At 35.3% G+C, this 20,633-nt stretch carries 20 protein-coding genes; 14 read left to right on the top strand and 6 right to left on the bottom strand.

What is annotated here, in order from left to right:
* The first annotated feature begins 57 nt into the window (after positions 1 to 57).
* The 3 genes from ACWG42_RS04290 to ACWG42_RS04280 all read left to right on the top strand — a co-directional run bounded on the left by ACWG42_RS04290 (position 58) and on the right by ACWG42_RS04280 (position 1,966).
* Complete coding sequence (locus ACWG42_RS04290) at positions 58 to 690, top strand: flavin reductase (RefSeq protein ID WP_455790316.1); 633 nt, start codon at positions 58 to 60, stop codon at positions 688 to 690.
* Positions 691 to 708: 18 nt separating this feature from the next.
* Positions 709 to 1,233 (top strand): PepSY domain-containing protein, encoded by a 525-nt coding sequence (locus ACWG42_RS04285; RefSeq protein ID WP_455790314.1) that lies wholly within the window; start codon positions 709 to 711, stop codon positions 1,231 to 1,233.
* Positions 1,234 to 1,402: 169 nt separating this feature from the next.
* Positions 1,403 to 1,966 carry a helix-turn-helix transcriptional regulator gene (locus tag ACWG42_RS04280; RefSeq protein ID WP_455790313.1) on the top strand — a complete coding sequence of 188 codons (564 nt, stop codon included), beginning with the start codon at positions 1,403 to 1,405 and terminating at the stop codon, positions 1,964 to 1,966.
* A gap of 27 nt (positions 1,967 to 1,993) precedes the next feature.
* Here ACWG42_RS04280 and ytvI read toward each other — a convergent pair whose 3' ends face one another.
* The 3 genes from ytvI to ACWG42_RS04265 are packed head-to-tail and all read right to left on the bottom strand — an operon-like array spanning position 1,994 to position 4,282.
* Positions 1,994 to 3,049 (bottom strand): sporulation integral membrane protein YtvI, encoded by a 1,056-nt coding sequence (gene ytvI / locus ACWG42_RS04275; RefSeq protein WP_455790311.1) that lies wholly within the window; start codon positions 3,047 to 3,049, stop codon positions 1,994 to 1,996.
* A gap of 19 nt (positions 3,050 to 3,068) precedes the next feature.
* On the bottom strand, positions 3,069 to 3,611 hold the full coding sequence (locus ACWG42_RS04270; RefSeq protein ID WP_455790309.1) for a CDP-alcohol phosphatidyltransferase family protein: 543 nt from the start codon (positions 3,609 to 3,611) through the stop codon (positions 3,069 to 3,071).
* A 35-nt stretch (positions 3,612 to 3,646) separates the two neighbouring features.
* Positions 3,647 to 4,282, bottom strand: coding sequence for an HAD family hydrolase (locus tag ACWG42_RS04265; protein ID WP_455790308.1), 636 nt, complete (start codon positions 4,280 to 4,282; stop codon positions 3,647 to 3,649).
* Between the two features lie 582 nt (positions 4,283 to 4,864).
* Here ACWG42_RS04265 and speD point away from each other — a divergent pair.
* From speD to ACWG42_RS04225, 8 genes are all read left to right on the top strand, one after another.
* The gene (gene speD, locus ACWG42_RS04260) at positions 4,865 to 5,647 is read left to right on the top strand and encodes an adenosylmethionine decarboxylase (RefSeq protein ID WP_455790306.1); all 783 of its coding nucleotides are present in this window, start codon (positions 4,865 to 4,867) and stop codon (positions 5,645 to 5,647) included.
* On the top strand, positions 5,647 to 7,092 hold the full coding sequence (locus ACWG42_RS04255) for an aminotransferase class I/II-fold pyridoxal phosphate-dependent enzyme (protein ID WP_455790305.1): 1,446 nt from the start codon (positions 5,647 to 5,649) through the stop codon (positions 7,090 to 7,092). Before speD ends, ACWG42_RS04255 begins: the two co-directional genes overlap by 1 nt.
* On the top strand, positions 7,089 to 7,934 hold the full coding sequence (speE, locus tag ACWG42_RS04250) for a polyamine aminopropyltransferase (protein WP_455790303.1): 846 nt from the start codon (positions 7,089 to 7,091) through the stop codon (positions 7,932 to 7,934). Before ACWG42_RS04255 ends, speE begins: the two co-directional genes overlap by 4 nt.
* Positions 7,934 to 8,794 carry an agmatinase gene (gene speB / locus ACWG42_RS04245; protein WP_455790301.1) on the top strand — a complete coding sequence of 287 codons (861 nt, stop codon included), beginning with the start codon at positions 7,934 to 7,936 and terminating at the stop codon, positions 8,792 to 8,794. Before speE ends, speB begins: the two co-directional genes overlap by 1 nt.
* Positions 8,787 to 10,004 (top strand): saccharopine dehydrogenase C-terminal domain-containing protein, encoded by a 1,218-nt coding sequence (locus ACWG42_RS04240; protein ID WP_455790299.1) that lies wholly within the window; start codon positions 8,787 to 8,789, stop codon positions 10,002 to 10,004. The genes speB and ACWG42_RS04240 overlap by 8 nt, the downstream gene beginning before the upstream one ends.
* Positions 9,958 to 11,109, top strand: a complete 1,152-nt coding sequence (nspC, locus tag ACWG42_RS04235) for a carboxynorspermidine decarboxylase (RefSeq protein WP_455790298.1) — start codon at positions 9,958 to 9,960, stop codon at positions 11,107 to 11,109. Before ACWG42_RS04240 ends, nspC begins: the two co-directional genes overlap by 47 nt.
* A 371-nt stretch (positions 11,110 to 11,480) precedes the next feature.
* On the top strand, positions 11,481 to 12,152 hold the full coding sequence (locus ACWG42_RS04230) for an ankyrin repeat domain-containing protein (RefSeq protein WP_455790296.1): 672 nt from the start codon (positions 11,481 to 11,483) through the stop codon (positions 12,150 to 12,152).
* 12 nt (positions 12,153 to 12,164) lie between these two features.
* A complete protein-coding gene (locus ACWG42_RS04225) occupies positions 12,165 to 14,255 on the top strand; it encodes an elongation factor G (protein WP_455790294.1) in 2,091 nt (696 codons plus the stop codon).
* A 20-nt stretch (positions 14,256 to 14,275) separates the two neighbouring features.
* Here ACWG42_RS04225 and ACWG42_RS04220 read toward each other — a convergent pair whose 3' ends face one another.
* The 3 genes from ACWG42_RS04220 to ACWG42_RS04210 all read right to left on the bottom strand — a co-directional run bounded on the left by ACWG42_RS04220 (position 14,276) and on the right by ACWG42_RS04210 (position 16,418).
* The gene (locus ACWG42_RS04220; RefSeq protein WP_455790292.1) at positions 14,276 to 15,061 is read right to left on the bottom strand and encodes a hypothetical protein; all 786 of its coding nucleotides are present in this window, start codon (positions 15,059 to 15,061) and stop codon (positions 14,276 to 14,278) included.
* 70 nt (positions 15,062 to 15,131) lie between these two features.
* Complete coding sequence (locus tag ACWG42_RS04215) at positions 15,132 to 15,677, bottom strand: class D sortase (protein WP_455790290.1); 546 nt, start codon at positions 15,675 to 15,677, stop codon at positions 15,132 to 15,134.
* Between the two features lie 129 nt (positions 15,678 to 15,806).
* Positions 15,807 to 16,418 (bottom strand): LPXTG cell wall anchor domain-containing protein, encoded by a 612-nt coding sequence (locus ACWG42_RS04210; protein WP_455790289.1) that lies wholly within the window; start codon positions 16,416 to 16,418, stop codon positions 15,807 to 15,809.
* A 328-nt stretch (positions 16,419 to 16,746) separates the two neighbouring features.
* Here ACWG42_RS04210 and ACWG42_RS04205 point away from each other — a divergent pair, with 328 nt between their 5' ends.
* The 3 genes from ACWG42_RS04205 to zwf are packed head-to-tail and all read left to right on the top strand — an operon-like array spanning position 16,747 to position 20,501.
* Positions 16,747 to 17,730 carry a beta-propeller fold lactonase family protein gene (locus tag ACWG42_RS04205; protein WP_455790287.1) on the top strand — a complete coding sequence of 328 codons (984 nt, stop codon included), beginning with the start codon at positions 16,747 to 16,749 and terminating at the stop codon, positions 17,728 to 17,730.
* Positions 17,717 to 19,132, top strand: coding sequence for an NADP-dependent phosphogluconate dehydrogenase (gndA, locus tag ACWG42_RS04200; protein WP_455790285.1), 1,416 nt, complete (start codon positions 17,717 to 17,719; stop codon positions 19,130 to 19,132). The genes ACWG42_RS04205 and gndA overlap by 14 nt, the downstream gene beginning before the upstream one ends.
* The gene (gene zwf, locus ACWG42_RS04195; protein WP_455790284.1) at positions 19,125 to 20,501 is read left to right on the top strand and encodes a glucose-6-phosphate dehydrogenase; all 1,377 of its coding nucleotides are present in this window, start codon (positions 19,125 to 19,127) and stop codon (positions 20,499 to 20,501) included. The genes gndA and zwf overlap by 8 nt, the downstream gene beginning before the upstream one ends.
* Positions 20,502 to 20,633 lie beyond the last annotated feature (132 nt).

The following is a 20,633-nucleotide window of genomic DNA, read 5'->3' as shown; positions in this document are numbered from 1 at the left end:
GAAAAAGGTGCATAATGAATGTGTAAATAAGAACTATTCTTAAAAAGGAGGAGTATTATGGATGAAAAAGCTTTGTTTAAGTTGAGTTATGGTTTGTATATCGTTAGTAGTTCACATAATGGACATGATGCAGGTTGTGTTGCGAATACACTTGCTCAAGTGACCAATTCACCTAATCGTTTATCTATCGCATTAAATAAAAATAATGATACAGCAAAAGTGATACAGGAGTCTGGACGATTTAGTGCAGTTGTATTGACTCAAGGTGTAGACATGGAAGTCATAGGAACATTTGGATTTCACACGAGTCGTGATACTCAAAAATTTGATCAATTAGCATTTTTACGTGATGAAGCAGGCGTTCCATATTTAACAGAACATGTAGCGGCACGCGTTAGTGTAAAAGTTAGTGGTAGTTTAGATTTAGACACTCATATTTTATTTGTAGGTGAGTTAGAAGAAGCAGAAATACTCAGCAATGAAGAAGTAATGACATATGCGTATTATCATCAAGTAAAAAATGGTCTTACTCCAAAGAACGCTCCAAGTTATCAAGAAACAACCCCTGAGAAAAAAGTTGGATGGAAGTGTAGTGTTTGTGGATATATTTATGAAGGTGATCCACTACCTGCCGATTTCATTTGTCCAATCTGTCATCAGGACGCTTCCGTATTTGAAAAAATCGTTTAATTTCGAAGGAGGATGTATATGAAAACTATGCGAATGGTATTACTATCGATACTTGCGATGACTACTTTATTTGCATGTAGTAAAGCAGAACCTATCAGTAAACAAGAGGCGATGGACGTTGCACTGAAAGATGCTGGTGTTAATGCAAATGAAGTAAACTTTAACAAACAAGCATTTGATAAAGATGACAATGAGTATACCTTTGAGTTTCAAAGCGATACGATGTCATATGAATATGATATTCATGCGGGAAATGGTAAAATCATAAGTAAAGAATCCAAACAACGTAAACAAACGAAGACAGATGTGAACAGTAGCGCCACTATGCAATCCATCAGTGAAGAACAATGGACCTATGTTCAACTTGCAGCGGATCACTTTTCAATTGCGAAAGCAGATATTCAAAATGTAAGAGTTGAAAATGATAGTGATCATGGCGTAGCTACATATGATATAAAATTCTATGTAGGTACGAAAGAATTTCAATGTGAAATTGAAAAAGATTCGAAGAGAATTATCGAATCTGAAATTGATCAAGATTGATAATGTTATATGTAATAAGAGGAACTACAGAATTACTGTTTTTCCTCTTTTTATTGTCTTTTTTCATTTAATCTGTATAATGTTAACTAAATTTGCGAAACTTACAAACGATTTTGATAGCGTAAATTCATCACTACATTTACAATAAGGACATATGGAGGTAGTCAATATGAGTATAGGAGAAAAACTTTTAAAGCTTCGAAAAAATGCACATTATTCTCAAGAAGATATGGCAGAAAAATTGAATGTAAGTCGACAAACAATTTCGAATTGGGAAAATAACATTACATCACCCGATCTTGCACAGGCAAAGGAACTATCACAACTATTTCATATCAGCCTGGATGAACTTGTTGGAAATGACATACGTGATGTGATTGTAGAAAAGGTAAGTAATACAGAAAAACTTGCTGGAATAGTAATTAAAATCTTGAAATTTATAGGAGTTTTAATAGTTGTGTGTATCTTCATCAATTGTATTAGTATCTTCTTATTTTCCATTGGTCCAAAAAGCACAAAACAAACCCTTACCACATCTGCGTACATGAGTTGTTCTATCAATAACAATACGTATTCCTATCAAGTGGATATGGATGAGGAACACCGCATCGTGAATCAATCTGGAGATGATTATATCGCAAATATTATAAAAAGTAAGGACTTTAAAGATGGAATGAAGCTTATCTCCTTTGTAGAACAGTATTTTGATGAACACAATGGAAGTTGCGATTAGTTGATTATTGGATATATAAGTACCCGTCTAGGAAGATTGTAGACGGTTTTTATTTGTAAAAATTAGCACAAGTAAAGGAAGCGTAATAAGACCTAAAACACCGAATAATTTGATCCCTAAATACATGCATATCAACATGATTAAGGGGTGTAATCCTAATTGTTTACCGATGATTTTTGGTTCTAATATATTGCGAGTTAAGGCAATGATGAGTTGTAGAATAATTAAACCAAGGGCTAGTTTTGGTTGGCTATTTAGATACATAATAATGGACCAAGGAATCATAATTCCACCTGTTCCAAGAATTGGCACGATATCAAATAAAGTTGTACCAATCGCAATCCAAAGAATATGATCAACTCCAAGAACATATAATCCGACGCATAATTGTACAAAGGTGATAGCCATGAGTTTACAATATGCAATGCTTAACTGCCAACATGTAGTACGTAGAAATTGTTGAGTTTCTAGTAGCGTGGATTGAACTTTTATAGGAAGGATGCGTTTTAAAAACTTTAACATATTAGTGTAATCGGAATTAAAAAAGAAAGAGGAAAGAATTGCAAAGAAGAAAGAAACGGCGATTTTCGGAATAGAGGTCATAATGGAAGTTAAACTATTTAAAATAGACTTGGATATGTTCATAATAAAAGAGGATAGGGAATTTTGTAGGCTTTGCGCAATTGCTGTGAAGATTTGTGCAGTGTTTCCATCAATGTTTTTCCAGGTGTTCTGTGTGGATACAAGAGAGGTATGAAGATAAGGTTCCATGTATTGTTCATACAGTTGAGGAAGGGTAGTCATCCACTGTCGGATATAAAAGAACCCTTTCATTAAAAGCCACGATAATGTAAGCGCAAGAATCATATAGAATAAGAGAATGACAACCAATGAGAAAAAGCGTTCATGACCATGTTTGGATAGTTTTACAATGAGAGGGCGTAAAAGAAAAGCGATTATAAATCCAATAAGGAAAGGCATAATCGCATAGATAATATAACGAAAAAAAACAAAAATGGTTAGTATCAGTAGACTATAATACAGAAAGTGAATGATAAAACTTCTTTGTTTTTCTGTATCCATTTGAAAACCTCCTTATCTTCTAGAGATCACGTAACATAGAGAGATAGGTTTTCATGTACATTAGGAAGGATAAAGACAGGAAGAATCCTGTTATAAGCATTAAAATTGTCGCATATATGGTCTTTTCAATAGGAAAGGCAATCATCAAAAACATAGAAACATAGAAAACTGCAGTAGATATTTTCCCAAACCATAATGCTCCATTAAAGTATTTTCCTTTTGCCTGAAGACGTAACCAACAAATTAGCATACTAGCTTCTTTAATCAAGAATAAAGCAAATAAAATCCACATATAGGAAACAGTGAATACTAGTACAAAGATAATTGCTAATTGGGTTAATTTATCCGCAATAGGATCTAATGTTTTTCCTAGTTCGCTTACTTGATGATAATGCCGGGCAATATATCCATCAAGAAAGTCAGTAAGTCCACTTGCGAACATCCATCCTGCACTCATGAGGTGATCTCCATTCATATAAGAGTATATGAAGAAGGGGATCATCAATATACGTAAAAACGTTAATATATTTGGAATGGTAAAGATTTTATAATTTCGTTCCATAGACGTTCACCAACCTTTCTATGATATGTGAAGGATTATAATAACTCATATAGACATTTTTCAGAAAAATCACGAATGGTAATACAGGAAGAAAACTTTTTCTTATCTTTGTCTTGCACCACAAAGATATCTGTAATACCTGCATTTCTAGCAGCCTCTACACCACTTTCTGTATCTTCAAACACGCAACATTCTGCTGGTGTTAAATGAATGTTTTTCATCGCTTCTAGATACATCTGAGGATCAGGCTTAGCCTTTGTGACTTGTTGGGATGTAACCACAAAATCAAAGTAACTTGCGATGTTTTTTTCTTCTAAAATATGTTGTACAACCTCAGTTGCATTATTGGTACAAAGACAGATGATATAGCCTTTATTCTTCAGGTATTCAAGAAAATTAAGGGCATCTTTTTTTAATGGCGCATTGTCATAATGTTCCAATAAAAACTGAGAAATACGAGCGATGATTTCTTCGCCTTCTTTTGGGTCTTCTATCTCCATCATAATTTTGCGTTCTAAATCCGCAAAGCTTTTTACACGCGATTTTAGAACCTTTAAAATGAGTGTTTTTTGTACTGTTTTTAACTCTCCTAATGCCTGTTTGAAATTGATACTTTCATAGGTATTAATGAGGGTTCCATCCATATCAAATAAAATTCCTTTTTTGTCCATTGTGCCACCATACTTTCTAAAAAACCATATTTCTCATATTGTAACGCGTATGGAAAATGATGTCAAACTTTCTTAGGATTAAATATGCAAAAAAACGGTATGAAATATCTTTGTTATGAGAAGATATAAAGTAAGAATTATAGCTTTTTTATGATTATTAAAAATTATTTATAATAGGAAAAGCAGTACACATATATAAGAAAGTAAAGTTTAATATATTAAACTTCTTAGAGTGCTTTATAAAACTTTTTGTTGACATGATGAAAAAATCATTTATAATAACCTCGTGATAAAAAGATATTATTTCATACTTCACACTAATTTTGGAGAGTGGGTAAAAACCACTCGATAAGAAAAAGATTTCTTATTTTTGACCATTTTTTCGAAAGGCCAGACGGACAGCCAGGTCAAAAGCCGATTTTAGACAGGTGTAAACTTGTTGATACTTATGCACATGCATTTGCTTGTCAATCAGCCAGGAATGGAATGATATGCTTTTTTTCAAGAGCACATGATTTTTTAAGTCCAATGATACAGGTAATGCCTTTGCATATGCCTGTATTTTTTTGTGGAGGGATTATGATGCAAGAGAAAATACGTTTATATGGGTTTAATAACCTAACCAAATCTTTAAGTTTCAACATTTATGATGTATGTTATGCAAACAGTAAACGAGAACAGATGGATTATATTGCTTATATTGATGAACAATATAATTCTGATCGTTTAACCAACATTCTATGCGAAGTAACAGAAATGATCGGTGCGAAGGTGTTAAATATTGCCAAACAGGACTATGAACCACAGGGCGCAAGTGTTACCTTGTTGATTTCTGAGGAAGGCATGATTGCACAAGAGGGAAGTAGCGTCGTTGCACACTTAAACAAAAGTCATGTGACTGTACACACCTATCCTGAGTATCATCCAGATAATAAAGTTGTTACCTTTCGTGTAGATATCGATGTGTCTACTTGTGGAGAGATTACACCACTCAAAGTTTTAAACTTTCTTATTGGAAGTTTTGATTCGGATATCATCAGTATCGATTATCGAGTGCGTGGTTTTACAAGAGAAGTAGATGGTACGAAATGTTTTCTTGATCATGATATTACGTCCATTCAAGACTTCGTGGATAAAGATACACTACGACGTTATGATGCAGTGGATGTCAATGTGTACCAATCCAATATCTTTCATACCCAAATGTTAATCAAAGATATACATTTACAAAATTATTTATTTAAAGTCGATTCTTATGAACTATCTCCTACAAGACGATTAAGCATTAGTGATGAACTTAGAAGAGAGATGATTGAAATCTTTCATGGACAAAATATTTATCCAACGCATAAGGGGAGTTCCTAATGAATCAATCACGTATCCCACTTTATGAAGCCCTATGTGAATATCGTAAGGAACGCATTGTTTCCTTTGATGTACCAGGGCATAAACAAGGGAAGGGAAATCCAGATTTAAAGAAATTCTTAGGAGAGGATTGTCTTTCACTGGATGTCAATTCCATGAAGTGTTTAGATAATCTATGCCATCCCATCAGTGTCATCAAAGAAGCCCAAGAATTATGTGCGCAAGCCTTTCACGCTGCCCATGCCTTCTTTATGGTGAATGGTACTTCCAGTGCAGTACAGGCTATGATTCTATCAACTTGTCGGCCAGGCGATAAAATTATCATGCCTCGTAATGTGCATCGAAGTGCTATGAACGCATTGATTTTACAAGGAATCTATCCCATTTATATCAATCCAGGCATACATGAAGGATTGGGAATCTCTTTGGGCATGAAGCTAAACGATATAAAAGAAGCAATTGTACAACATTCAGATGCCAAAGCCATCTTAGTTAACAATCCAACATATTATGGAATTTGTTCAGATCTAAAAACAATTGTAGAAATGGCACATGAGGCAGGTATGAAAGTGCTGGTAGATGAAGCTCATGGAACTCATTTCTACTTTGGAGAAAATATGCCAATTCATGCGATGGATGCAGGTGCGGATATGGCTGCAGTCTCCACCCATAAAACAGGGGGTTCTCTTACCCAAAGCAGTTTATTGTTGATTGGACCATCTATGGAGGAAGGTTATGTTCGACAAATCTTAAATCTAACCCAAACTACAAGTGCATCTTATCTGTTAATGGCTTCATTGGATATCACACGCCACTTTCTTGTAATGGAAGGAAAAAAGGTATACCAAAAAGTAGTAGAACTCGCAGATTATGCACGAGAAGAAATTGGAAAGATGGAAGAATATGTTGCCTTTAGTAGAGAACTGATTAATGGAGATGACATCTATGATGTAGACCCTACCAAACTTTGTGTGCATACACGAGGAATAGGATTGGCAGGAAAAGAAGTCTATGATATTTTACGAGATGATTTTCAAATTCAAATCGAGTTTGGAGATATTGGCAATATGTTAGCCATTATTTCTGTGGGAGATCGCATGATGGAAGTAGAGCGTTTAATTTCTGCCTTAAAAGAAATTTCACGTTTACATGGACGTTATGGGAAAGCATTACCAATGAATGAATATGTTGAACCCTGCGTAGAAATGATGCCACAGAAAGCATTTTATAGCGAATGCGAAACCTTACGCCTACAAGAGAGTGTAAGTCGCATCAGTGCAGAGTTTATCATGTGTTATCCTCCAGGAATTCCGTTGATTGCACCAGGAGAATGTATTAGTGAAGAATTGATTGCGCATATTGAATATGCTCGAAGAAAAGGATGTTCCCTAACAGGAACCCAAGATAGTGAAGTCAAACATATAAAGGTGGTGAAGTTACAATGACAGATTTATGGTACAGTGAATATCACACCAAAAACATAAAGTTTTCTATGCGTTTAAAACAACAACTACATTCCTTTCAAAGTCCCTTTCAACAAATCGATGTGTTCGACACATATGAATTCGGAAGAGTACTTACATTGGATGGTGTAATTATGTTAACAGAAAAAGATGAATTTATATATCATGAAATGATTACTCATGTGGCAATGGCATCAAACCCCAACATCAAAAAAATATTAATCATAGGAGCAGGAGATGGAGGAACCATCAAGCGTTTATGTGCGTATCCATATGTAGAACAAATGGATGTAGTAGAAATCGATCAAGATGTTGTACGCATTAGTAAAGAATATTTTCCATCCTTAGCAAGTAGCTTTGATGATCCACGAGTCCATCTATACTTTGAAGATGGCTTACGCTTTGTGCGAAATGTAGAAAATATGTACGATCTTATCATTGTGGATTCCACAGATCCATTCGGTCCAGGAGAAGGCTTATTCACAAAAGAATTTTACGGGAACTGTTTCAATGCGTTAAAGGAACAAGGCATCTTAATCAATCAGATGGAAAGTCCCTATTATCAAGATGACGCCCAAGCGATGAAGAGAGCCTTTCGTTGTATTAAAAGTCGATTTCCCATTGCCCTTGCTTATCAGGCCTATATACCAACGTATCCAAGTGGACATTGGATGTTTGGATTTGCGTCCAAACACTGTACCCCATTTGATGGTATAGAAGAGTGGGAAAAGCTAGGTATTGTTTGTGAGTACTATACAACCAAATTACATCGAGGTTGTTTTGCACTACCTCGGTATGTAGAAATCATGTTGGAGGAAGCGTAATGAGAAAAAGAATTGTTGGTTTTTTGGAACAAGAAGTTCCCTATGAAGAAGCGGATATCGTAATCTTTGGAGCGGGAATGGATGCGACAACATCGTATCGTCCAGGTACACGCATGGCAAGTACTACGATGCGCCAAGAATTTTATGGTATAGAAACATACTCCCCATATCAAAAGAAGGATTTAACAGATTGTGCTATCTTTGATGCTGGTGATTTAGATATCCCATTTGGAAATGTAGAGGCAACCTTGTCCCTCATTGAAAAGATGTCTTATCAAATCCTACAGGATGATAAAATTCCTTGCATGATTGGAGGAGAACATTTGGTAAGTTTAGGAGTCATGCGTTCTATCATAAAGAAATATCCTGATGTACATGTCATCCATTTGGATGCGCATTGTGATCTTCGTGATGATTATTTGGGTGAAAAACTATCCCATGCTTGTGTGGTGCGAAGAATAAGTGAACTTATGGAAAGTCAACGCATTCATCAATTTGGTATTCGTTCTGGAGATAAAGACGAATTTCAATTCGGAGAAAAACATTGTGATTTTCATCCCTTTCATTTACATGATATGAAAGAAGTATGTGCTTCTTTAAAAGATGTTCCTGTATATATCACACTAGATTTGGATGTTTTAGACCCATCCATCTTTTGTGGAACAGGTACACCAGAACCTGGTGGACTCACATTCCAAGAACTACTAGATGGGCTGTTATCTTTGAAAGATCTCTCTATCGTTGGATTCGATGTATGTGAATTATCACCAGTCTACGATGCAAGTGGTGTATCCACCACATGTGCAAATAAAATACTAAGAGAATTGTTATTGATCATTGGAGGAAAAGAAAATGAGTAAAGTTTTAATTATAGGTGCTGGTGGGGTTGCCAGCGTAGTCGTACACAAGTGTGCACAACACCCAGAGGTATTTACAGAGATTTGTATTGCGTCTCGTACAAAATCAAAATGCGATGCAATTAAGGCAGCCGTTGAAACAAAGACAACACCTATCCTAACATGCGCACAAGTAGATGCGGATCACGTGGATGAATTGGTTGCGTTAATGAAGGAAGTACAACCTCAATTGGTAATCAATGTAGCACTTCCTTATCAAGATTTAACGATTATGGATGCTTGTTTAGAGTACGGTGTCGATTATATGGATACTGCAAATTTTGAACCTTTAGATACTGCAAAATTTGAATATAGCTGGCAATGGGCGTATCGTGAACGCTTTGAAAAAGCAGGATTAACAGCACTTCTTGGCTGTGGATTTGATCCAGGTGTTACAGGTGTCTTTAGTGCCTATGCACAAAAACATTACTTTGATGAAATTCATTATATCGATATCTTAGATTGCAATGGAGGGGATCATGGGTATCCATTTGCGACAAATTTCAATCCCGAAATTAACATTCGCGAAGTAAGCGCAAAGGGAAGTTATTGGCAAGAAGGAAAATGGATAGAAACAGAACCAATGGAAATCAAAAGAGAATATGACTTTGATATGGTAGGAAAAAAAGATATGTACTTACTACATCATGAAGAATTAGAATCCCTTGGTAACAACATCAAAGGTATTAAACGTATTCGTTTCTTTATGACATTTGGTCAAAGTTATTTAACACATCTAAAGTGTTTAGAAAATGTAGGAATGACTTCTATTGAACCAATTATGTACGAAGGAAAAGAAATTGTTCCTCTTCAATTTTTAAAAGCGGTATTACCAGATCCAGCTTTTCTTGGACCTCGTACTGTTGGTAAGACCAATATCGGTTGTATTTTCCAAGGAATAAAAGATGGCAAAGAACACTCTTTATATATCTATAATGTATGTGACCATCAAGAATGCTATAAAGAAGTTGGTTCACAAGCCATCTCCTATACAACAGGAGTACCCGCAATGATTGGGGCTACTATGATCCTACAAGGAAAATGGAAAAAAGCAGGAGTCTACAATGTAGAAGAATTCAATCCAGATCCGTTTATGGAAGCACTCATGAAATGTGGATTGCCTTGGAATGTGCAACATAATCCAACGTTGGTTGATGAATATGTGGCAGGATAAAATTCACACCCCTGCCTATGTCCTAGATGAAAAAGCCCTCCTTCATAATCTTGAAATTCTAAAAGATGTCATAGATACAACAGGTGCTCATATTCTATTAGCAAGTAAAGCGTTCTCTACGTATCAAGTCTTTCCTTTAATAGGAGAGTATTTGGATGGAGTAACGAGTAGTGGCTTATATGAGGCAAAACTTGGTAAAGAAGAAATGAAAAAAGAAGTACACACATTTTCCCCAGCTTATAAAGATGAGGAAATGGATGAGATCCTTGAAGTCAGTGATCATGTGGTATTTAATTCAGTTGCACAATGGGAAAAATGGAAGCATAAAGCCATAAATAAGGTATCTTGCGGCTTACGTATCAATCCACAATATTCCGAAATTGAAGTGGACTTATACAATCCTTGTGCACCGAATTCTCGTATGGGAATTCGCAAAGAACAATTACAACATGTGAATATAGAAGGCATTGAAGGACTTCACTTCCATACGATGTGCGAACAAGGTGCAGATACTTTAGAGCGCACCCTACACGTAATTGAACGCGATTTCCATGAACTTTTACACCATGTAAAGTGGTTAAATATGGGGGGAGGACATCATATCAGTAAACAAGGATATGATGTCCATAAACTAAAGAAACTAATCCAACACATGCAAGCCACCTATGATGTAGAAGTGTATTTGGAACCAGGAGAAGCTGTCGCAATTGATGCAGGCTATCTTGTAAGTAGCGTACTTGATATTATTGAAAATGATAAAAAGATAGCGATTCTAGATACCTCAGCGGCATGTCATATGCCGGATGTATTAGAGATGCCCTATCGACCACTTGTGGTCGGCGCTAGCACTCCCAATGATAAAAAACACTCCTATATCCTTGCGGGAAATACATGTCTAGCAGGAGATGTAATCGGAGAATACTCCTTCGAAGTACCTCTGAATAATAAAGATTGTATCCTATTTCAAGATATGGCGATGTACACCATGGTGAAGAATAATACCTTTAATGGGATGCCCTTGCCTTGGATTTATCTATATACAAAAGAAGGAGAACTTATTTGTTTAAAGGAATTTGGTTATGAAGATTTTAAAGGACGCTTGTGATGAGCGTCCTTTATTATAACTAAAATTTTAAGGTCTTGTTTTGTAAGGAGCGCATAAAATGTTAGTAGAATATCGTAGAAATGATGTATAAAATGTAGTGAAAAATTTTCATTTTGTAAAAAGATAAAAAGTTCTATGAAATCGCTTGCAAAATTATCTAAATAGGATACAATATACTTATAAACAAGAAAAAGGAGCGTGATTCACATGGATAGAAACATTGTATATCAGGATGAAAGAGCGCTTCGCGACGTACCAGTAGAAGATGTACTGGGGCTTGTGTATGGTTTTTGAATGGATGTAGAGCGTAACTGCTTTGCGTCCGTTTTTTTTCAAGTTTTGATTCTATATAATATAAGGAGGAATTTAAAATGGATCAGACATTAAACAAGGCTTTTTGGGATGCATGTGCAAATGGTGATTTTGCGACTGTATGCGCAGAGATTGCGAAGAATTGTGACATCAATTATCAAAATGGAGACGGAAGAACTGGCTTGATGCGTGCGGCGAAACGCGATTATAAAGATATCGTGAGGGTATTGCTTGACAATGGTGCGGACGTGAACATTGAAGATAACAAAGGAAAGACAGCAATTATGGGTGCTGCGAAAAAAGGAAATAAAACAATTTGTAAGAAGTTGATTGAAGCTGGTGCAGATGTAAATAAAGCAGATGATCGTGGAAGAACTTCTTTGATGCGTGCAGCGTTTTTAGGACATGATCGTTGTGTTGAAGTATTATTAGATGCTGGTGCAGAAATTAATGCACAAGATGAAGTGGGAAGAAGTGCTTTGATGGAGGCTTGTGTTGCGTTTAAAAAAGACGTGATTCAAATGTTAATCAAACGTGGTGCTGATGTAAACTTATGTGATAATAATGGATGTAACGCATTGATGCGTGCTGCTTATGGAGGCTATTTTTCATTAGTAGAAGAATTGCTTGCGAATGGTGCAGATAAGGATTTAATGGATAAAGAAGGTAACAAAGCAATTCACTATGTAAGAAATGAATGCTTGGCTCAATTGAAGCCAATTTTGAAATAGGAGGACACCCATATGAGAGACTATTTGAGTCATGAAGTGCGCAATGTAGTTGTCCTAGGTCATAGTGGTGTTGGTAAAACAGCAGTTTTAGAATCCATGTTGTACTATACAAAAGCAAGTGATCGCTTTGGTGTTACGAGTGAGGGAAGTTCCCTTATTGATTATGATGCAGAAGAAATAAGAAGAGGGATTTCTGTTTATGCAACCTTAGTACCAATCGAATGGAAAGATTGTAAAATTAACTTCTTAGATACGCCTGGATATATCGATTTTATTCGAGGAGTTGAAGAGGGTATTGCAGTTGGTGATAGTGCATTAATTGTTGTGGATGCGAAAGATGCGATTCAACCTGGAACACAAACAGCATGGGAAAATGCGCAAAAACATAATACACCTACCATTTTCTTTGTGAATAAATTAGATGAAGATAATGCCTCTTTTGATACGGCATACAATACACTACGTAATACCTTTGGAAAAAGTGTAATTCCTTTTGAAGTACCAATTGTTGAAAATGGTAAAGTTATTGGATCCGTTAATATCCTTAGAGATAAAGCTTGGTATTATGAAGGTCCATTAGCAGATCCTGAAAAAGCACAGCCAGTTCCAGCAGATATGGAAGCAATGGTGAAGGATTATAAAGATCAAATCGCAGAAGCTGTTGCGATGGGTGACGATGAATTGATGGAAAAATTCTTCAGTGGTGAAGAGTTTAGTGAAGCTGAATTAACAAGAGGAGTACGTTTGGGTGTGCGTAGTGGAGACATTCGTCCAGTATTTTCTGGAAGTGCCACGCATACGATTGGTATTGAACGTTTGATGGATTTGATTATTAAATATTTCCCAACGTATGGAGAAAGTGGAAGTGTTAGCGTTCGTGACGTTGAAAAGAATGAAGATGTTATCTTGGAAACAAACGAGAAAGAAAATTTATGTGCACAAGTGTTCAAAACAGTTGTGGATCCATTTGTGGGACGCATATCCTATGTAAAAATATTAGCAGGTGTTATGAGCAGTGATTCTGTTGTTTATAATACAAATAAAGAGAAAACAGAAAAAATATCTAGTATCTTTATTATCAAAGGAAAGCATCAAACAGCCGTTGGTAAATTGTTTACAGGAGATATTGGTGCAATCGTGAAATTGCAGTATACACAGACCAATGATGTTCTATGTGAAAAAACAAAGCACTATATGGTAGAGCCAGTTCCATTCTCTACACCAATGCTTGGTATGGCAGTATTCCCTAATTCTAAGAATGATGAAGATAAAATGAGTAACGCACTTGCTAGAATGTGTGAAGAAGATCCAACATTACGATTAGAGAATCATCCTGAAACAAAACAAACGATTTTATATGGAGTTGGTGATCAACATATTGAAGTTATTTTAGCTAAACTTCGTACGAAATATAAAGTAGAAGTACGTCTTGAAACTCCAAAAGTGCCTTATCACGAAACAATCCGTAAGACAGTGATTGCGGAAGGGCGTCATAAGAAACAATCTGGTGGACATGGACAATTTGGGCATGTATTTGTAGAGTTTGCGCCAAATCCAGATGTAGAAGAAATGGTATTTGAAGAAAAAGTATTTGGAGGTGCAGTACCACGTCAATATTTCCCTGCAGTAGAAGTAGGTTTACGCGAATGTATGCACCATGGTGTTTTAGCAGGATATCGAGTTGTGAATGTAAAGGCTACCTTAATGGATGGTAAATATCATGATGTAGACTCTAGTGAAATGGCATTTAAATTAGCTGCTCGTTTATCATATAAAGCGGGTATGGTAGATGCCAAACCGATTCTTTTAGAACCGATCATGAATGTTACTGTTCGTGTGCCAGATGATTTTACAGGTACAATTATTGGTGACTTCAATAAACGTAGAGGTGCTATTATGGGTATGGATATGGTAGATGGCTATCAGATTATCAATGCACAAGTACCATTAGCAGAAATCCAGAAGTATCCAATTGAATTACGTGCTATGACACAAGGTCGTGGTTCTTATATGCAAGAATTTGAACGTTATGATAGTGTGCCTCAAAATATTACAGATGGAATTGTTGCACAACATAAAAAAGAATTAGAAGAAGAGGAGTAAGGATTAAAAAAGCAAGTAACTCATAGATGATTATCTATTGTTGCTTGCTTTTCATTTGATTTAACTTGTTTTAAACCTTTTGCTTTTTTTAAATGTATGAGATAGACCAATACAGCAAGAATGATCAATGCACATCCGGATAAAAGTACTAAATCTAGATATCCATATATATAACGATTAAAGAAATCATAGAAACATTGAGGTGATAAGGACACCCGTTCGATTAGTTTGATCAAGTGTATAACGCTAGGAATCACAACACACATCAATCCTCCTCCTATCAAAGAACTTACAACAAATTGTACAAATTGTTCACGTTGTAGTTTCAATTTGACTAAAAAGAAGTAGGAAGATACCATAAACACAATACACACAGGAAATAGTATAGGTGTGATTTTATCTAGCAAGTCAATTGCCATAACCGCATATTGAAGAAATGGGAAGGCAAAGAAACGTCCATAAGAATTTACAATTTTATTAACATAATTTAAAAAGGCCGGGTCAGATTCATCAATTTCAATATTTTGTTTGATGGCACTTTGTTTCAAATGGGTTATTAATTTCGAACGGAAATCATCACTAGAAATCTTTGCATTACCTTTATCAAAATATTCAAGAATATACGCTTTAGAAATGTTTTTTGCTTCTTTTTCACTTACAAACTTTTCATAAATGGAGGGTTCAAAACCTGCTGCTCCAGCTCCTTCCATCAGATCTTTGTTAAATTCATTTGCAATCTTCTCATAATAATTCACTTGATCTAATACAGAAAGCAAGTATGATGATTTTTGAATAGTTACTTGCATACAAAATATATAAACGAAAAGAAATAAAGCGAAGGATAAGAAAAATGAAAATATACAGCCTAATATAGTTTTACTTTTCATTTGCGTCACCTACCACTATTGGACCAGATACTTTATCTGCATATACTAACAATCTTTGTTCTTTTTCACCCACACCATCAAGAGGATAGCATGTGAATAGAATCAATTGTTCGTTGTTTTGAGAAAGGTCATAAGCACTAGAATCTGTTGCTTGTATGACACGAGAATGCGTTACACGGTATGTAAAGATTCCATAAAAAGTACGCACGGTAATTTCATCATTTTCTTTAATATTCCCTAAGTTTTTAAAGAACGGAATTGTATGTCCACCAATCATGGTTGGTTTACCATAGCCAATCATTGCGGATTGTACACGTTGACCAGCACCAATGTACAAACATTCATCCGTAGCACCATATATTAATGGCACATCTATGGAAACGGCAGGGATAGATATGTTCCCATACTGCTCTTTTATGTTTACTTTTCGAATGGTGGATGCATCAATTTCACCACTAGTAGGAAGTTGTGCATTCGCATCATATAAGTTTTTAATTTCATTTGAAAAATCAGGAGTTTGATTTTTTGAAAACATAGAATAAATAGAGGATATTGGACGAATATATGGTTGTATGAGCAGGAATAGTATCATATACCCAATAATAAGAAAAAATAATGGCAGACAAATGTATGCCATTATTTTTTTAACTTTGTTCGTCATTAATTAGTTTAAAGATTCTTTTTTTCTGAAAGTATAAATTCCTGCTCCAGCTAAAACAACAGCAAGTCCTCCAATAAGAGCATATGTACTTGTGAAGTTTTCACCTGTGTTTTCTAATTTTTTGTCGCCACCTGGTCCAGGTGCTATTCCTTCAATTCCACTTCCTAATACATCACCTACAGAACTGATATAGTCGCCATCTGCTGTTAAAATGTATAAGATGTCGTCAGTAGCATCATAAGTTGCTTTGATTCCTAATACATCTAATCCTGGATTTGCTAAATCAATAAGCTCCATTAATTGATCAACAGTTGGGATACCATCAATACCTGATAAATATGTAACAGTCGCTTTTGCAGAATCTCTGACAGTATTTACATCAGTTGCTGTAAGCTCTACACCGTTTGCAGATAAAATATCATACAACATTTCATATTCTTCAGATCCTACAGGATAAGCAAGTGTTTCTCCATCAATTGTAACTCCAGTTTTTACATAATCCAATAATCTTTGTTCATCTGGATTGATTGCTCCTCCAGCCGCAGCTTGAATAGGTGTAGCCACACAAGCCAATGCCAATGCCACTCCAGCGGCAAGTCCTAATAACTTTTTCATAATTTCCCTCTTCTTTCTTCCTTATGAATATAGTATATATTTTTTTACTATATCTTAATGATATAATATTTACTTGTTATAATCAAGCCATAATTCTAGCTAATTTACATTATTTATCATAAACGTATCACATAAATATGTGAAAAATAGGAGCGTTTGGACCTTTTTTTGTGATTTGATGTAGAAATTACTAGATTTGTATTAGGCATTAACATGTTGTATTTTATTTGAACTTTGAAAAAGAACAAGAAAAGTGTAGGTTCTTTTGAAAGAAGAGTATACTAACAGTATGTGAGCAATTCAGTTGTTAGATGAGGCAAACAAGTGTATGATACAACAAAAGAAAGTGGTGGCATGTATGAAGAATATTCATGGATTTATTGGAACCTATAGTGATAAGGGAATTTATGAATTCTCTTTTGATACAAGTAGTGGAAAATTTGTACATCATGATTTATATTTACAGGTTAAAGAGGCGAAATATGTGTCTTATGATTATGAAACATTAGCATTTCCATGCAATTTAGATAAACCTTGTGTGATGACAAATAAAAAAAATCTTATGCATTGTAATGGTACAGAAACCCATGTTGCTTGTTACATCACCCAAGATGAGCATTATATTTATACTGCGAATTATCATGATGGTATAGTCGTACGTTATCATAAAGGTACAAATGAAATCACCTTAGATAAAGTGATTTTCATCCAAGAGAAAGCTGGTACACATCAAGTGTTGTTGACACAGGATGAAGTGATTGTGCCCAATTGTTTACTGGACAATATTTTGGTATATGAACGAACTTCTTTAGAACTGAAAAGAAGCATAGAATTTAAAGAGGGAACAGGTCCGCGACATGGAGTGCTTAGTCAAGATGAAGGAACGCTTTATTTGTTGAGTGAACTTAGTTGTGAAGTGTTTTCAATAAACCTAAAGGATCATGATCGAATCGTAAAGAGTTTATGTATGTTAGATAAAGAACAACATGCATCTGCTGCGGCGATACGCATGAGTCAGGATGAGAGATTTTTATATGTATCGCTACGAGAAATCAACAAGCTCTGTGTAATTGATATCGTAAAGTGGAGTGTTGTACAATCCGTAGATTGTGGAGGAGATCATCCTCGAGATATGAATATTTCAAAGGATGACGCATATGTATTTTGTGTGAATCGTAATACCAATGATGTAACTGCGTTTCATAGAAATACAGTGAGTGGAATATTAACGTTTGTAGATCGTTTGGGTGATATCCCAGAAGGTGTGGCAATTGTATTTGAAAGTGGAGGGAAAGAACATGCAAAAAAATGATATAGGAATTATTGGATTAGCTGTCATGGGAAGAAGCCTTGCGCTCAATATGGCAGATCATGGATTTCATGTAGGTGGATACAATCGTTCTTATGAAGTTACGAAACGATTACTACAGGAAGAACCTAACAAAAATTTTCGAGGGTATGAAACCATAAAAGAATTGGTAGATTCTTTAAGTTCACCTAGAAAACTTATGTTGATGGTAAAGGCCGGAGATACAGTGGATAGCATTATCGAACAATTACTTCCTTTCTTAGTAGAAGGAGACATCATTATGGATGGCGGAAATTCCTATTTTCAAGATACGATTAGAAGAGAGCGTTATTTGAAAGAAAAAGGTATTTTGTTCTTTGGAATAGGCGTATCTGGAGGAGAAGAAGGAGCTCGCTTTGGGCCTAGTATCATGCCTGGCGGAGACCAAGAAGCATATCAACTTATTCGTCCTATCTTAGAACGTATCAGTGCGAAGAGTGAAGATGGAAAGGATTGTTGTGCATATATAGGAGAGAATGGTGCGGGTCATTATGTAAAGATGGTTCACAATGGAATCGAGTATGCGGATATGCAGATTATAAGTGAAGCATATTTGATATTGAAGCATATTGGACATTTTAGTAATAGAGAATTAGCTCGTATATTTAAAGGGTATAATGAAGGAAGATTGAATAGTTTCTTGATCGAAATTACGGCAAATATCTTTGAAGAAATAGAGGAAGATACACATATTCATCTTATTGATTTGATTCAAGATGCATCAAGTCAAAAAGGAACTGGGAAATGGACAAGTGAAGAAGCCATGCATTTAGGTGTCGATGTGTCTATGATTACCTCTTCCTATTTGGCAAGGGTAATGTCAAATGATGAGAACAAAGAGAAAGCACATACTTTATTTGCGACTTCTATGAAGGATGGAAATGTAAATAAAGAAGCATTGATAAAACAAGTTGAAGAAGGGATGTATGCCGCTAAAATTATTGCGTATGCACAAGGGTTTGATTTGTTGAAACATGCGGCTGAATATTATCATTGGAAATTATCTTTTGATGAAATTGCATCTATCTTTCGTGCAGGATGTATCATTCGCGCAAGCTTTTTAGAAGAAATTATGAATGCTTATAAGGAAGAACCAACATTATCCCATTTGTTGTTTCATGCATATTTCTCTAAGTACATTCAACAAGATAAGAATAGCCTTCGTAGTTTGTGTGCAAATGCAATTCTACAAGGTCTTCCAATTCCTTCTTTAAGTAGTGCAATCACGTATTTGGATATGTTAGCTAGTGCGCATGTGGGGGCAAATTTAATACAAGCGCAACGTGATTATTTTGGCGCACATACGTTCAAGCGAGTGGATAGAGAGGGATCTTTCCATCACGAATGGGGGAAACACCATGCATAATGTTACCTTTACAATTTTTGGAGGAACTGGAGATTTAACCTTTCGTAAACTGTTGCCAGCCTTATATAACTTATTCGCAGATGAAAAGCTAGATGAAAGCGCACATGTTGTCATTATTGGAAGAAGAGCTTATGATCATAGCACGTATAGTGAGGAGGCAAAAGCTTGGGTACAACAATTTGCACGTTTACCTTATCGTGAGGATATGTTTGCTCGTTTCATGTCACAAATTCAATATCATCAGATGGATTTTACGAAGGAAGATGCGTATCTTACCTTAAATGAACTATATCAAAAACAAGGATTACAAAATCATATTTTCTATTTTGCAGTGTCCCCAAACTTTTTTGAGAAAATTGCGAAAGGATTACATCATGTAGAACATGCAAAAGATGGTAAAGTTATTATAGAAAAACCGTTTGGTGAAAATTTAGAGTCTGCACGTGAATTAAATCGTAATCTAGAAAACTTCTTTGAAAAGGAGCATATCTTTCATATTGATCATTATTTAGGAAAAGAAATGGTGCGTAATATGCAAATCATTCGTTTTATGAATCCTATTTTTCAGGATGCATGGAATGCACAATATATTGAACAAGTGGATATTCATGCATTTGAAATGGTTGGTGTGGAAACTAGAGGGGATTATTATGATCAAAGTGGAGCTTTAAAAGATATGGTACAAAATCATTTGTTTCAGTTACTAAGTATTGTAGCTATGGAACAACCAGATGCGTTTTTTAAAGAAGATATGCATAAGAAACAATTAGAAGTACTTCAAGCACTTCGACCAGTGGAACAATTAGATTTAAAAGAAAGCATGGTTCTTGGTCAATACTTTAATTATCAAAGAGAAGATCGTGTAGCCAATGGTTCGATGACGGAAACATATGCGGCTCTACGTTTATTTATAGATAATGCTCGTTGGGAAAATGTTCCTTTTATCATTCGAACTGGAAAGAAATTAAATCGAAGAGAAATGGAAGTGGCCATTACCTTTAAAAGAATTCATAAGGATGCATATGCCAACGTATTAACTATTAAGATTCAACCTACGGAAGGTGTATACTTTCAATTCAATATTAAGAAACCAGGAGATAGTGATGATATAGAACTCACACAAATGGATTTCTGTCAAAATTGTTCTGATACCAATCGCATCAATACACCAGAAGCATATGAACGATTGTTGTTGGCGGCGATACAGGAAGATGCTTCTTGGTTTTCAAAATGGGATCAGATTGAAACTAGTTGGAATTATGTAGAGCAGTTGAAACAACGGTATAAAGAAGAACAACTTCCTTTATATACGTATGAAGAATTAAGTGAAGGACCAAAATCTGCAGATAAACTTCTTGATTTGAGATAAAACATGTCAAAATGGCATGTTTTTTTTACAATCCTCATAACTTTGCGGTATAATAAAAGAAAGAGATGCGTGCTAGAACGAATCTATAATAAAATTTAAATTCTACAATAGAAAGATGATATGCAGCATCCA

Source organism: Amedibacillus sp. YH-ame10 (assembly GCF_053848885.1).
The sequence above is the reverse complement of the archived record's forward strand: the minus strand, read 5'-3'. Positions and strand labels throughout refer to the sequence as shown.

Coding starts and splice junctions, on each gene's coding strand:
- gndA (WP_455790285.1), top strand. CDS start 17,717: ATGCAAAAAAATGATATAGGAATTATTGGATTAGCTGTCATGGGAAGA.
- ACWG42_RS04230 (WP_455790296.1), top strand. CDS start 11,481: ATGGATCAGACATTAAACAAGGCTTTTTGGGATGCATGTGCAAATGGT.
- ACWG42_RS04290 (WP_455790316.1), top strand. CDS start 58: ATGGATGAAAAAGCTTTGTTTAAGTTGAGTTATGGTTTGTATATCGTT.
- ACWG42_RS04210 (WP_455790289.1), bottom strand. CDS start 16,418: ATGAAAAAGTTATTAGGACTTGCCGCTGGAGTGGCATTGGCATTGGCT.
- ACWG42_RS04205 (WP_455790287.1), top strand. CDS start 16,747: ATGATACAACAAAAGAAAGTGGTGGCATGTATGAAGAATATTCATGGA.
- speD (WP_455790306.1), top strand. CDS start 4,865: ATGCAAGAGAAAATACGTTTATATGGGTTTAATAACCTAACCAAATCT.
- ytvI (WP_455790311.1), bottom strand. CDS start 3,049: ATGGATACAGAAAAACAAAGAAGTTTTATCATTCACTTTCTGTATTAT.
- ACWG42_RS04265 (WP_455790308.1), bottom strand. CDS start 4,282: ATGGACAAAAAAGGAATTTTATTTGATATGGATGGAACCCTCATTAAT.
- ACWG42_RS04240 (WP_455790299.1), top strand. CDS start 8,787: ATGAGTAAAGTTTTAATTATAGGTGCTGGTGGGGTTGCCAGCGTAGTC.
- ACWG42_RS04285 (WP_455790314.1), top strand. CDS start 709: ATGAAAACTATGCGAATGGTATTACTATCGATACTTGCGATGACTACT.
- ACWG42_RS04270 (WP_455790309.1), bottom strand. CDS start 3,611: ATGGAACGAAATTATAAAATCTTTACCATTCCAAATATATTAACGTTT.
- ACWG42_RS04255 (WP_455790305.1), top strand. CDS start 5,647: ATGAATCAATCACGTATCCCACTTTATGAAGCCCTATGTGAATATCGT.
- ACWG42_RS04215 (WP_455790290.1), bottom strand. CDS start 15,677: ATGTTTTCAAAAAATCAAACTCCTGATTTTTCAAATGAAATTAAAAAC.
- ACWG42_RS04280 (WP_455790313.1), top strand. CDS start 1,403: ATGAGTATAGGAGAAAAACTTTTAAAGCTTCGAAAAAATGCACATTAT.
- speB (WP_455790301.1), top strand. CDS start 7,934: ATGAGAAAAAGAATTGTTGGTTTTTTGGAACAAGAAGTTCCCTATGAA.
- speE (WP_455790303.1), top strand. CDS start 7,089: ATGACAGATTTATGGTACAGTGAATATCACACCAAAAACATAAAGTTT.
- nspC (WP_455790298.1), top strand. CDS start 9,958: ATGTGCAACATAATCCAACGTTGGTTGATGAATATGTGGCAGGATAAA.
- ACWG42_RS04225 (WP_455790294.1), top strand. CDS start 12,165: ATGAGAGACTATTTGAGTCATGAAGTGCGCAATGTAGTTGTCCTAGGT.
- zwf (WP_455790284.1), top strand. CDS start 19,125: ATGCATAATGTTACCTTTACAATTTTTGGAGGAACTGGAGATTTAACC.
- ACWG42_RS04220 (WP_455790292.1), bottom strand. CDS start 15,061: ATGCAAGTAACTATTCAAAAATCATCATACTTGCTTTCTGTATTAGAT.